Below are 12,555 nucleotides of genomic sequence, written 5' to 3' on the forward strand. Positions count from 1 at the left end.
GAGGATTGAGGACACCCGACGGCGACCCGTCGGTATGCGCACCGTCCGAACGCTTCTAGTCGACGCTTTCACCGACGAGCCGCTCGCGGGCAACACCGCCGGCGTGGTGCCAGAGGCGGACGACCTCTCTGCCGCCCAGATGCAGGCGATCGCACGCGAACTCGGCGCGAGCGAGACCGCCTTTTTCCGCTCGGCCGACGACGCCGATCGCCGGGTCCGCTATTTCACCCCGACGACCGAGGTCGATCTCTGCGGCCACGCCACGATCGCGAGCCACGCGCTGCTCCGCGAGGACGGCACGATCGATGACGGTGCGCACACGCTCACCACCAACGTCGGTGTGCTCGACATCGAGATCGACGGCGAACAGGTCTGGATGACCCAGAACGATCCCGCAATCGACACTGTGGATCTCGATATCGAGCGGGTGGCCGCCGCACTCGGCGTCGAGACGGCAGCGATCGCGGATGTCGATCTGCCGCTCGCGAGGGGGTCGACGGGACTCCCGTTCCTGATCGTGCCAATCACCTTCCTCTCGGCGCTCGGCGAGTGCGAACCGGACTTGGCAGCGATCGAAACGCTCTGCGAGTCGGCCGACGCGACCGGGCTGTACGCCGTCACGTTCGATACGCTCACCACCGATGCGACCGCCCACGGGCGGATGTTCGCGCCAGCAGCGGGCGTCCCCGAGGACCCGGTCACGGGCACCGCGAGCGGGGCGGTCGGGGCGTATCTTCGGCACTTCGAGGCTGTCGAGACGAGCGAAATGATCTTCGAGCAGGGCCATTTCGTGGATCGTCCGGGCCGTGTCGATGTCCACATCGACGCCGATGCACCGTCTGGCGAGCAAGTGCGGGTCGGGGGTCGTGCGTCGATCGCACTCGATGGCGAGCTGGCGGTCCCCGAGATCGACGAAGTCGGCGTGATCGAAGCATAAATCACGACGATCTTGGCCGAAGGTTCATATCATTCGGGAGATAACATCGTTCGTGGATCCCCTCGTACTGCCCGAATCCGGCGCTCTGACCGTCCTCGTCGGCCTGGGTGTGCTGGTACTCGGGTATCTCATCAAGTTCCGTGGCTGGACGTTCCTCCTCGCCGGCTACGATCCGAACGCCGTCACCGACGAGGCGGCGCTCGCCGACCTCGCGGGCGGAACCATCATCCGGATCGGCCTCACCGTCGTCGTCTTCGGGATCGTCACCGCCGTCGGGGCAACGTCCTCGCTGCTCGACACGGTCTTCGCGATCGCCATTCTCGTCGCCGCTGTCCGCCTCGTCTATCGGGTTCGGAAGCACACGACGGCCTGACCCCGGCGGGGCACGGCGGCGATCTCCTCGTCACCCGATCACACCTGACGATGCAAGTAGTGTGGAAACGACATCGTCTCGGTGCTGTCGCTCGGCTGGTTCGGAACCTTCTTTATCGACGTTCGTGAGTGTTGATCCACATGGCAGTACTCTGGCTGGACGAGGTCGGGAAAGACGACATCGGCGATGTCGGCGGCAAGGGGGCGTCGCTCGGCGAACTCGCCGGTGCCGGACTGCCCGTGCCGCCCGCGTTCGTCGTCACCGCGGGGACGTACCGCTCGTTCATCGAGGAGACCGGTATCGACGAGGAACTGTTCGACGCGGTCGACGTCGATCCCGACGACTCGGCCGCGCTCGCGGAGGCCCAGGCCCGCGCCGAGGAGCTCATCCTCGACACCGAGATGCCCGACGACCTCCGCGAGGAGATCGTCGCAACCTACGGGAACCTCGACGACGGTGAGGCGTTCGTCGCGGTGCGCTCCTCTGCCACCGCCGAGGACCTCCCGGACGCCTCCTTCGCGGGCCAGCAGGAGACGTTCCTGAATGTCACCGAGGAGGATCTCGTCGACCGGGTGAAAGAGTGCTGGGCGTCGCTGTTCACCCAGCGCGCGATCTATTACCGCGAACAGCAGGGGTTCGAGCACGACAAGGTGGACATCGCGGTGGTCGTCCAGCGGATGGTCGACGCCGAGAAGTCGGGCGTGATGTTCACTTCCCATCCCTCGACCGGCGAGGACGATCTCATCGTTGAGGCCGCGTGGGGGCTCGGCGAGGCGGTCGTGGCGGGCGAGGTCTCGCCCGACAACTACGTCTTCGACCGAGCGAGCGGGGAGATCGATTCGGTCACGGTCGCCGAGAAGAACACGATGTACGAGAAAAGCGAGACCGGCGAGACCGTCTCGCGCGAGGTCCCCGAGGACAAACGCACCGCCCAGGTGCTCGACGAGAGCGAGATCGACAGGTTGGTCGAACTCGGCGAGCGCGTCGAGGACCACTACGGCGAGCCCCAGGATGTGGAGTGGGCGATCGTTGGGGAGGATGTGTTCATGCTCCAGTCCCGGCCGATCACCACGATCACCGAGGGCGACGATTCGGCGAGCGGTTCCGAGGCGGGCGTCGCCGACGGTGGCGGAGCCGACGACACGACGGCCGAAGAGGTCCTGCTCACGGGCCTCGGCGCGAGCCCAGGCGTGGCGAGCGGCTCCGTCAGGATCGTCGAGACGCTCGATCAGCTCGACAAGGTCGAGGAGGGCGACATCATCGTGACCGAGATGACCACGCCCGACATGGTGCCCGCGATGAAACGCGCGGGCGGGATCGTGACCGACGAGGGTGGAATGACCTCCCACGCCGCCATCGTCTCGCGGGAACTCGGCGTGCCTGCGGTCGTTGGCTCACAGAGCGCGACCGGTACTCTCGAAGACGGTCAGCTCGTCACTATCGACGGCGACAAGGGCTCGATCCGTGAGGGCCGGACCGCGAACGGCGAGCGCGACGCCGTCGAGGAGGTCCGGCCGCAGGCCCCGGTCAAACCGATGACCGCGACCGAGGTGAAGGTCAACGTCTCGATCCCCGAGGCCGCAGAGCGAGCGGCCGCGACGGGCGCGGACGGCGTCGGGCTCCTTCGTCTCGAGCACATGATTCTCTCGACGAACAAGACTCCCGAGAAGTACATCGCCGACCACGGCGAGGACGCCTACATCGACGAGATCGTTGAGGGTGTCCGGCGGTCGGCCGACGAGTTCTACCCCCGGCCGGTGCGGGTGCGCACGCTCGATGCGCCGACCGACGAGTTCCGTCAGCTCCAGGGCGGCGGCGACGAGCCCGACGAGCACAACCCGATGTTGGGGTATCGGGGCATCCGCCGGAGCCTCGACACGCCCGACGTGTTCGTCCACGAGCTCGAAGCGTTCCGTCGGCTCTACGAGATGGGCTACGACAACGTCGAGATCATGTTCCCGCTCGTGAACGATGTCGAGGACGTCCGGGCGGCGCGGGATCTGATGGAAGAGGCCGACATCGATATCGACAAGCGATCGTGGGGCGTGATGATCGAGACGCCCGCGAGCGCGCTGTGTGTCGAAGAGATGGCGAACGCCGGGATCGACTTCGCCTCCTTCGGCACCAACGATCTCACCCAGTACACCCTGGCTGTGGACCGGAACAACGGCCAGGTCGCCGACCGATTCGACGAACTCCACCCCGCGGTGCTCGAACTCATCGGCGAGACGATCGAAACCTGCCGCGAGCACGACGTCGAGACAAGTATCTGTGGCCAGGCCGGCTCGAAACCCGAAATGGTCGATTTCCTCGTCAACGAGGGCGTCTCCTCGATCTCGGCGAACATCGACGCCGTCCGTGACGTCCAGCACGAGGTCAAGCGGGTCGAACAGAAGCTGATCCTCGATACCGTCCGCTGAACGGACGGTTCGGCCCGTTGACCGCGAGCCGTTCGACACACCGCTCTTCCATCCGAATCGAAACACTACATTCTCACACCGGATACCACTGCGTTGAGGGCTGCGACAACGGTCTACGTTACCACGAGACTTACTCCGACACCAAACTCGAAAGCGCCCGACTGTAGAACGATCGCGGAACAGCGAAGCGAGAGGGTCTCGAACAGTCGAGAACTCGCGTAGGCGGAACTGACGAGAGCAGTACCGAGGATCACGACGAAGTCGATGGAGAACGGGACCCTGGTTGGTAGGAGCTACTCTATATCCGCTCTGTTGAAACAAAGATAACCCAGAGCTAGTGGTATGACAACCCACAATCCGATGACGATGAACCCATACCAATCCTGCCAGATATTCGTCTGCAGGTATGGGAACCGGGTGATTTCACGATATTCGGGGATGACTGCTCGTGTGGCGTGGGCGAACGCTGTCGAAGGATTGAGAGCGGAGAAAATCGATAACCAAGCCGGCTGTTCCCCTACAGGGACCGTATAGCCGATCGTCATCGTTTGCAGTACTGCCACGATTACGTCCCATAATATCAAAATCAGCGAGTACACCGCAACTGCACCGGCGAGCGCACGTTTCCGTGATTTCGTACTCGCCGAGAACCCAACTGCAATCGAAACACAAACCAGTGCATAGAGAACTGTGAGCAGCGTATAGAGTCCGAATTCAAGGAGTGCAAACGAATCGTACGAAATCAACGCTACGAGAGCAGCAGCACCGTAGCCGACCAGTATCGCTACCGAAACCACAGCAGTTTGACCGATGACTTTCCCGAAGAAAACCTCTCCTCGTGTGTTCGGCAGTCCCAGAATGAGCCGGATGCTGCCACTCGTGCGTTCACCAGCAATTGCTTTGTACCCAACCATCAGTCCAACCAACGGAACGAGATAGACGGAGGGTTGTCGCATACTGTTCAAAAGTGCCAGCGTGTTCACGTTCCCAGTAGAACCCATCATGTCAGGAATCCATTGGATTGCTGTTAGGAAGACAGCGAAAGCCATGAACAAGGCCATGAGTCCAATCAGAGTGTACGAACGAATCGAGTCGAGAAACTCCTTCCTCGTGACAGCGATCACACTCATTATCGTACTGTTTTCCCACCCATATCTTAATCTTGATGGTATTTCCAACCCAGTCAACAGACTCCGCTAACTAAGAGGTACCACACAGGAGGAACCGATCACGAGCACATCGAGTGTTGTGTCTCGGCGGTGTCGAGACACAACGGCTAAACCTGCCACACTCCAGCCATAGCTATGCAGCGGGCCACCCCGCAGGAGTTCTCCCGTGTCCTCTCTTCGATGTGTACGGAACCCCACCCCGCGGCCCGTGCGGCCGCCGAGGAGTTCCTCGCGACGAACCCCGGCGATCCTGCCACCTACGAAACCGTCGCCGACCTCGAACGCGAGGCCGTGTCGACGCTCGGCGAGATCGCCGGCCATCCGGAAGCGGCAGGATACATCACCAGCGGCGGCACCGAGGCGAACCTCCAGGCGATGCGGATCGCGCGCGATCGCGGGATGCACGGCGGGGCGGCTGGCGATCCGGCGACGAACGGTCGGGCGAACATCGTCGCGCCCGCGAGCGTCCACTTCAGTTTTCAGAAGGCCGCTGCCGTGCTCGGCCTCGAACTCCGGACCGCACCGCTCGGCGACGAGTACCGGGCCGACCCCGAGGTGATGGCCGAACTCGTCGACAGCGACACCGTCGCGGTGGTCGGCGTCGCCGGCTCGACCGAATATGGAAGAATCGATCCCATTCCAGCTATCACCGATCTCGCCCGGGAGGCCGGGGTGTTGTGTCACGTCGACGCCGCGTGGGGCGGTTTTCATCTGCCGTTCACCGATCACGACTGGCAGTTCGGTCACGCCGACATCGACACGCTGACGATCGACCCCCACAAGCTCGGTCAGGCAGCCGTCCCCGCCGGCGGACTGCTCGCGCGGTCGTCATCGTTGCTCAATGAGCTCGCGATCGACACGCCGTATCTCGAATCGGCCTCTCAGGCCAGTCTCACAGGGACACGGAGCGGGGCGGGCGTCGCGAGTGCGGCCGCCGCGATGGACGAACTCTGGCCGGACGGCTACCGCGAGCAGGCCGAACGCAGCCAGGCGAACGCCGACTGGCTCGCCGCTGCGTTCGACGAACGGGGCTACGACGTCGTCGAGCCCGAGTTGCCGCTGGTCGCTGCCGACCTCCCCGAAAGCGAGTTCGACGCACTCCGTGAGGTGGGATGGCGGATCGCGCGCACGGCGACGGGCGACCTTCGGGTGGTCTGTATGCCCCACGTCACCCGCGAGACGCTCCGGCGGTTCGTGACCGATCTCGACCGCGTCGAATAACACCACACTTAGGACCCGTGAGCGTGGATCCCCGACCGTGTCATTTCCCCTGCCCGCGGAGTGGCTGATTCTCACGGATCCCGCGGCCGGGGCGATCGTGCCGCTGCAGTTCGGCGGGCTGGAGGGAGCGGTCGAGAACGCGTCGGGACCACTCGGCCTCCTCGTCATCGCGGCGTACTCGTTTCTGATCGCGATCGTGCTGCCGTTGCCGAGCGAGGTCGTCCTCGTCCCCGCCGCGACCGGTCTCGGGTTCGGACTGTCCGAACCCGTCGCGATCGGCGTCATCATGCTCGTGAGCGGTTCCGCCAAGGCCGCCGGCAGCGTGGTCGCGTTCCACCTGGGCCACGAGGCGAAACGACAGTCCGGTCCCGTTATCGACCGGCTCCGCGAATCGCGGTTCGACGTCGTGGAGTGGTCCGAGCGCCGGACGGTCGAACTCGCGCGGGAGTACGGCTACATCGGCCTCGCGCTCGCGCTCTCTGTCCCCTTTTTCCCCGATACGCTCTCGATCTACGCGTTCACCGTCCTCGAAGAGGACTACGTGAAGTTCGCCGCCGCCACGTTCGCTGGAAGCGTGGGTCGCCTGCTCGTCACGGTGGGTGTGTTCGCGCCGTTTTTCGCCTTGTGATCCAGGGTTCGTCGATCCGCCGACCATAGTGTCGGCTGCCGGGCGTGGGGAACACCGTTATGTGTCCCGCGTTCGGACATGAAAGCGTGTCCCTGACGGTCCACCGCACGATGCGACTGCGCGCTATGCACCCCGCGTAGCGCGTGGTGGACCCGCCGGTACGTCGAACCCGCTGACGCGGTGACGACGGACGGGCGTAGAAACCGCGGCGCGTTCTCCGATCGTTCGCTCTTCAGCTACGACACAACTCCAGTCACCGATCATGCACATCAACGAGAAAACCGCGGGCTTTAGGCCCGCATCGAGGTATCGCTACCCATGAGCCACGAGTCGTTCCCCACCGAGAACCCGGCGGTGGTCACGTGTGGACTGCCGTACGCCAACGGCGATCTCCACGTCGGCCACCTCCGAACCTACGTCGGCGGCGACGCGTTCGCGCGCGCGCTCGAAACACTCGGCCAGCAGACCGCGTTCGTCTCGGGATCGGACATGCACGGCACGCCCGTCGCGGTCAACGCGTGGCGCGAGGGCGTCTCGCCCGAGGAATTCGCGCTGCGCCACCACGAGAAGTACGAAGCGACCTTCCCGAAGTTCGACGTCGAGTTCGACAACTACGGCCATACGGGCGAGGACGAAAACATCGAACTCACCCAGAGATTCGTCAGCGAACTCGACGAGGGTGGTCATATCTACGAGAAGGAAATCGAAGTCGCGTGGGATCCCGAAGAGGATCAACCCCTGCCCGATCGATACGTCGAGGGGACCTGTCCGTACTGCGGCGAGCACGCCCGCGGCGACGAGTGCGACGAGGGCTGCGGTCGCCATCTCGAACCGGGTGAGATCGAAGAGCCCACCAGTATTATCACGGGCAACCCCGCGGAGTACCGCACCCGCGAGCACAAGTTCCTCCGGCTCTCGGAGTTTCAGGACTACCTCGGCGAGTTCATCGACCGGCTCGACGGGACCGCGAACGCGCGCAATCAGCCCCGTGAATGGATCGAGGGCGAACTCCAGGACTGGTGTATCACCCGCGATCTCGACTGGGGGATCGAGTATCCCGGCGAGGAGGACCTCGTGCTCTACGTCTGGGTCGATGCCCCGATCGAGTACGTCGCCTCGACCAAGCAGTACACCGAGCGCGTCGGTGCCGACGAGTACGACTGGGAGCAGGTCTGGCAGGACGAAGGGGAGATCATCCACGTCATCGGTCGGGACATCATCCAGCACCACACCGTCTTCTGGCCTGCCGTCCTTCACGGGGTGGACTTCAACGAACCCCGGTCGGTGCTGGCGAGCGGGTTCGTCAACCTCGATGGCAAGGGCTTCTCGACCAGCCGGAACCGGGCCGTCTGGGCGGACGAGTACCTCGACGAGGGGTTCGACACCGACCTCTACCGGTACTACGTCACCACCGGCACCGGGTTCCAGCAGGACGTCGACTTCTCGTGGGAGCGCTTCGCCGAGCGAGTCAACGGCGAGCTAGTGGGGACGCTCGGCAACTTCTGTTATCGGTCGCTGCTGTTCGCCCACCGCAACTACGACGGGACGCCGGCAGGCGACGTTTCCGAGGAAGTCACGGAGCGTATCGAGGACGCAATCGACGACTTCGCCGCGGGCGTCGACGATTACTCCATCCGTGCGGTCGGTCAAGCCCCCGTCAAACTCGCTCAGTTCGGCAACGAGTACATCCAGGGTTACGAGCCGTGGAACCTCGACGACCCCGAACGTGGCTCGGTCATCCGGGACTGCATCCAGCTCGCGAAGGCGATCGCGGTGCTCGCCGAGCCAGTCATGCCGAGCACCGCCGAACGTCTCTGGAACCAGCTCGGCGAGTCCGGCTCGGTCCACGACGCTACCCTCGACGCGGCGCTCGAGGCACCGTCGGCCGACTTCGACGCGCCCGAAGAGCTGTTTGCGAAGATCGACGACGACCGCGTCGCGGAGCTGAACGAGGAGCTCGAAGCCCAGATCGCAGCTGCCAGCGAGGGCGACGCGGACGACGCACCCGACGAAGACGGCTCCGACGACGATACCGCCGGGACCGACACCGAGATCGCGGCGCTCGCCGACGAGCGGATCGGGTTCGAGGCGTTCCAGGACCTCGATATCCGTGTCGGCGAGATCGAACTTGCCGAGGGGATCGAGGGAGCGGACGACCTCGCCCGGCTGGAGGTCGATCTCGGCGTCGAAACCCGACAGGTCGTCGCGGGAATCAAACAGCTCCATGATCTCAGTAGTTTAGCAGGGACTCGGGTGGTCGTACTCGCGAACATCGAGAAGAACGAGCTGTTCGGCGTCGAATCGAACGGAATGGTTCTCGCAGCGGGCGAGGATGCGGACCTGCTCACTACCCACGACGACAGCGTTCCCGGCACGAAGGTCCGCTGAGACGCCTTCGTAGCGGACTGCGTTCGTCTGACTCCCGATTCAGAAGTTCGTCACCTTCGACTGGATGCGGCCGTCGTCGATCTTTTCGGCCGCCGTCTCGACGATCCGTCGATTACTGGCCTCCTTCCAAGAGCTATCGCAGAATGGCTTATATACTCGGTTGCGGAATACGGTGACTACGTCCGACGATCGGTGGCTTTTTGATTCTATTATCTCATTCGCTATGTATGACCGAGGATGTGGATGTCGAAGTCGAGCTCGAAGTCGAAGTGAATGGAGACGAACTGGAAGTCGAACTGGATCAGCCGGAAGAGGCCGAAGCAACGCTTGAAACGGAAGATCTGGATATCGAAGTCGAAATCGAGGCCGATGTTTCCGTCGAGCGAAAGGAAGGAGACGAGGACGATTCCGAAGAAGACGACGAGTCCGCTAACTAGTCCGAGGCGGCTGTACGCCCAGCGCCGGATGTCGCGTCGGAAACGGTTGCGTCGAGCACATTCGAGTGAATCTGACGCGTTCTCTACCGGGGCCGCTTCCGTTCTGGCGAGGCTGGCGGCACGCACTTCAAGCTGGAACCCGTTTCCGACGTATGGCTGACGACTGGAAATACGCGGTCGACGACTTCGAGGACGGTGACGACGCGACCGATGGGGGCGACGGGACCGGGATGGAGTCAGCCGACGGCGAGGCGACCGACGTCTTCGGCGAGGCAGGCGCGACCGACATCGAACCCGGCTCTCCGAGTCTCGAGAACACGCTGTTCGTTTGCCTCGGGGTCGCGGTCGCGCTGCTCGTGATCCTCGGCGTCTGAACGTCGGACCCAACAGTTAATCACGCGTCGCTCTAACACATGACTATGGTACTGGCGTTCGCGGCTGGTGCGGTCCCGCTCCAGGCGGACCTCCTCCTCAACCAGCTCCCGCTGGTGCTCGTGGTCGCCGGGCTCGGATTGATGGGCTTGGAGGCGCTCGCCCCGGGTGCGCACTTCGTGGTGCTGGGAGTTGCGCTGCTGGTCGCCGGCATGGTCGGGGTGGCGCTCGGTGCTCTCGGTCTCGGCGGCGTGATACTGGCGGTCATCCTCGCGGCGGTCGTGGTTGCCAGCGGTGCGGGGACCCTGTACGCCTATCGGAAGTTCGATTTCTACGGCGGGAAGAACATGGCCCAAACCACGGATTCGAACTCTCTCCGCGGGAAATCGGGACGGGTCACCGAGCGCGTGACCCACTCGGGCGGCCAGGTCAAACTCGACGGCGGCGGGTTCAACCCCTACTATGCTGCGCGCGCACTCGACGGCGAGATCCCCGAGGGCGAGCGCGTGATGGTCACCGATCCCGGCGGCGGCAACGTCGTCACCGTCGAGTCGCTCTCGGCGATCGAGGGCGACATCGACCGTGAGCTCGCCCGGGGACGCGAGGAGGAGCCCGACGACGAGCGCGAGCGCGAAACCGCGTGAATCGGCGTCGCCGCCGGTCCCGGCTATCGGTTTCTCCCGACCGAACCCTTATGTCCCCGTCTTCCTAAGTCAAGCTGGATGACACTCGTTCCGCTCCAGGCCGGCCTCGGTTTCGCTCCGGCGATCGTGGTACTGTTGGTGCTGGCGGTCGCGATCATCACTGTCTACAGCGCGGTGGAGATCGTCAACGCCTACGAGAAACGTGCGCTCACGGTGCTCGGCGACTACCGAAAATTGCTCGAACCCGGGATCAACTTCGTCCCGCCGTTCGTCAACAACACCTACCCGTTCGACATGCGGACCCAGACTCTGGACGTCCCGCGCCAGGAGGCGATCACGCGCGACAACTCGCCTGTGACTGCCGACGCCGTCGTCTACATCAAGGTGATGGACGCGAAGAAGGCGTTCCTCGAGGTCGACGACTACAAGCGCGCGGTCTCGAATCTCGCCCAGACCACGCTGCGAGCAGTTTTGGGAGACATGGACTTGGACGACACGCTGAGCAAGCGATCGGAGATCAACGGCCGGATCCGGAAGGAACTCGACGAGCCGACCGACGAGTGGGGTGTGCGGGTCGAGTCGGTCGAAGTTCGCGAAGTCAACCCCTCGGCGGACGTCCAGCAGGCGATGGAACAGCAGACCTCCGCCGAGCGGCGTCGCCGTGCGATGATCCTCGAAGCCCAGGGTGAACGCCGGAGCGCGGTCGAGAGTGCGGAGGGTGAAAAGCAGTCGAACATCATCCGCGCCCAGGGTGAAAAGCAGAGCCAGATCCTCGAAGCCCAGGGTGATGCAGTCTCCACAGTATTGAGAGCGAAATCCGCCGAATCGATGGGTGAGCGTGCGGTGATCGACAAGGGGATGGAAACCCTCGAATCGATCGGCCAGGGCGAATCGACGACGTTCGTCCTGCCCCAGGAACTCTCCTCGATGCTCGGTCGGTACGGCAAGCATCTCACCGGCAGCGACGTTCGGGAAGACGGCCAGGATCTCGACAGCCTCGATTTCGACGACGAGACTCGCGAACTGATCGGACTCGACGACATCGACGAGATCATCGGCAACATCGACGAGGACGCCGAACTCGATATCGAGGCGATGGAACAGGAGGCCGAAGCGATCAAAACCGGGGAGGCGACCGGCGACATCCAGGACCCCGATCAAGTCATCGCTGAGATGGACGAACCCGGCGGCACGACGAGCGACACCGATGGCACCGAACGCCCCGAAGGGACCGAGACGGGCAGCACCGAGGAGAGCGAGGCTGAGCCGGAACCTAACTGATCGCGGAGTGTCGTTTCGATCGGTCGAGACAGCAGTGCGCACGGTCGAAGAGGTTTTACGGAAGTTTCTCCAAGAGACCACAATGGCTGAGCGCGAGGTCGACGAACAGAAGCGGTCCACGCTCCGGCAGTTCGCCGCGCTCGGGGCAGTCGGCCCGTTCACACACCTCGCAACCGACGACAACGACAACGACGCCCGGAACGGTATCGCGGGCTACCTCGCTACGACGCCCGGGGCACACTTCTCGAAGCTTCGCGACGACCTCGATCTCGGCACCGGCGAGACCCAACACCACCTCCGCCGGCTCCAGAACGATGGGGCGATCGAGAGCCGACGTGACGGCGACTACCGACGGTATTTCCCCGCGAACGAGTTCGAAGAGTTCGAACAGGTCGCACTCGGCTATCTCCGTCGCGAGACGCCACGCGGAATGGTGCGCGCGCTGCTGACCGATCCCGATGCGACCGCGAGCGGTCTCGCGAGCGAAATCGGGGTTTCGCGGCCCACAGTGAGTAAACACGCCGCCGACCTCGAACGCGCGGGACTCCTCTCGCGCGCCGACGGCTACGCCCTCGTCCGGCCGGAGCTGCTCCTGACGCTGCTCGTGCGGTACGCTGATTCCTTCGACGCCGCCACGGTCCGGTTCGCGGGCGAGGCTGATAAGCTCATCCGGCTCGACCGCTGA

At 64.0% G+C, this 12,555-nt stretch carries 12 protein-coding genes; 11 read left to right on the forward strand and 1 reads right to left on the reverse strand.

Going from position 1 to position 12,555, the window contains the following annotated elements; genetic code table 11:
* Positions 1 to 34: 34 nt before the first annotated feature.
* The 3 genes from C449_RS03740 to ppsA all read left to right on the forward strand — a co-directional run bounded on the left by C449_RS03740 (position 35) and on the right by ppsA (position 3,730).
* The gene (locus C449_RS03740) at positions 35 to 937 is read left to right on the forward strand and encodes a PhzF family phenazine biosynthesis protein (RefSeq protein ID WP_006076593.1); all 903 of its coding nucleotides are present in this window, start codon (positions 35 to 37) and stop codon (positions 935 to 937) included.
* Between the two features lie 52 nt (positions 938 to 989).
* The gene (locus C449_RS03745; RefSeq protein WP_006076594.1) at positions 990 to 1,310 is read left to right on the forward strand and encodes a DUF3784 domain-containing protein; all 321 of its coding nucleotides are present in this window, start codon (positions 990 to 992) and stop codon (positions 1,308 to 1,310) included.
* A 140-nt stretch (positions 1,311 to 1,450) separates the two neighbouring features.
* Positions 1,451 to 3,730, forward strand: a complete 2,280-nt coding sequence (ppsA, locus tag C449_RS03750; protein ID WP_006076595.1) for a pyruvate, water dikinase — start codon at positions 1,451 to 1,453, stop codon at positions 3,728 to 3,730.
* Between the two features lie 293 nt (positions 3,731 to 4,023).
* Here ppsA and C449_RS03755 read toward each other — a convergent pair whose 3' ends face one another.
* Positions 4,024 to 4,860, reverse strand: a complete 837-nt coding sequence (locus C449_RS03755; RefSeq protein ID WP_049913868.1) for an ABC transporter permease subunit — start codon at positions 4,858 to 4,860, stop codon at positions 4,024 to 4,026.
* 174 nt (positions 4,861 to 5,034) lie between these two features.
* Here C449_RS03755 and mfnA point away from each other — a divergent pair, with 174 nt between their 5' ends.
* From mfnA to C449_RS03795, 8 genes are all read left to right on the forward strand, one after another.
* On the forward strand, positions 5,035 to 6,120 hold the full coding sequence (mfnA, locus tag C449_RS03760) for a tyrosine decarboxylase MfnA (RefSeq protein ID WP_006076597.1): 1,086 nt from the start codon (positions 5,035 to 5,037) through the stop codon (positions 6,118 to 6,120).
* Positions 6,121 to 6,184: 64 nt separating this feature from the next.
* Complete coding sequence (locus tag C449_RS03765) at positions 6,185 to 6,748, forward strand: YqaA family protein (protein WP_241430070.1); 564 nt, start codon at positions 6,185 to 6,187, stop codon at positions 6,746 to 6,748.
* Between the two features lie 318 nt (positions 6,749 to 7,066).
* Positions 7,067 to 9,136, forward strand: coding sequence for a methionine--tRNA ligase (metG, locus tag C449_RS03770; RefSeq protein ID WP_006076599.1), 2,070 nt, complete (start codon positions 7,067 to 7,069; stop codon positions 9,134 to 9,136).
* Positions 9,137 to 9,363: 227 nt separating this feature from the next.
* On the forward strand, positions 9,364 to 9,573 hold the full coding sequence (locus C449_RS03775; RefSeq protein WP_006076600.1) for a hypothetical protein: 210 nt from the start codon (positions 9,364 to 9,366) through the stop codon (positions 9,571 to 9,573).
* A 152-nt stretch (positions 9,574 to 9,725) separates the two neighbouring features.
* On the forward strand, positions 9,726 to 9,947 hold the full coding sequence (locus C449_RS03780; RefSeq protein ID WP_006076601.1) for a DUF7312 domain-containing protein: 222 nt from the start codon (positions 9,726 to 9,728) through the stop codon (positions 9,945 to 9,947).
* A gap of 45 nt (positions 9,948 to 9,992) precedes the next feature.
* On the forward strand, positions 9,993 to 10,589 hold the full coding sequence (locus C449_RS03785) for an NfeD family protein (protein WP_006076602.1): 597 nt from the start codon (positions 9,993 to 9,995) through the stop codon (positions 10,587 to 10,589).
* Positions 10,590 to 10,667: 78 nt separating this feature from the next.
* Complete coding sequence (locus tag C449_RS03790) at positions 10,668 to 11,870, forward strand: SPFH domain-containing protein (protein ID WP_006076603.1); 1,203 nt, start codon at positions 10,668 to 10,670, stop codon at positions 11,868 to 11,870.
* 82 nt (positions 11,871 to 11,952) lie between these two features.
* Positions 11,953 to 12,555: a winged helix-turn-helix transcriptional regulator gene (locus C449_RS03795; RefSeq protein WP_049913875.1), complete on the forward strand. Its 603-nt coding sequence runs from the start codon at positions 11,953 to 11,955 to the stop codon at positions 12,553 to 12,555.

The organism is Halococcus saccharolyticus DSM 5350 (assembly GCF_000336915.1).
GTDB classification, from domain to species: domain Archaea; phylum Halobacteriota; class Halobacteria; order Halobacteriales; family Halococcaceae; genus Halococcus; species Halococcus saccharolyticus.

Excerpts from the sequence above, each read along its gene's own strand:
- ppsA (WP_006076595.1), top strand. The coding sequence starts at position 1,451 with ATGGCAGTACTCTGGCTGGACGAGGTCGGGAAAGACGACATCGGCGAT.
- C449_RS03785 (WP_006076602.1), top strand. The coding sequence starts at position 9,993 with ATGGTACTGGCGTTCGCGGCTGGTGCGGTCCCGCTCCAGGCGGACCTC.
- C449_RS03775 (WP_006076600.1), top strand. The coding sequence starts at position 9,364 with ATGACCGAGGATGTGGATGTCGAAGTCGAGCTCGAAGTCGAAGTGAAT.
- metG (WP_006076599.1), top strand. The coding sequence starts at position 7,067 with ATGAGCCACGAGTCGTTCCCCACCGAGAACCCGGCGGTGGTCACGTGT.
- C449_RS03795 (WP_049913875.1), top strand. The coding sequence starts at position 11,953 with ATGGCTGAGCGCGAGGTCGACGAACAGAAGCGGTCCACGCTCCGGCAG.
- C449_RS03780 (WP_006076601.1), top strand. The coding sequence starts at position 9,726 with ATGGCTGACGACTGGAAATACGCGGTCGACGACTTCGAGGACGGTGAC.
- C449_RS03755 (WP_049913868.1), bottom strand. The coding sequence starts at position 4,860 with ATGAGTGTGATCGCTGTCACGAGGAAGGAGTTTCTCGACTCGATTCGT.
- C449_RS03790 (WP_006076603.1), top strand. The coding sequence starts at position 10,668 with ATGACACTCGTTCCGCTCCAGGCCGGCCTCGGTTTCGCTCCGGCGATC.
- C449_RS03740 (WP_006076593.1), top strand. The coding sequence starts at position 35 with ATGCGCACCGTCCGAACGCTTCTAGTCGACGCTTTCACCGACGAGCCG.
- mfnA (WP_006076597.1), top strand. The coding sequence starts at position 5,035 with ATGCAGCGGGCCACCCCGCAGGAGTTCTCCCGTGTCCTCTCTTCGATG.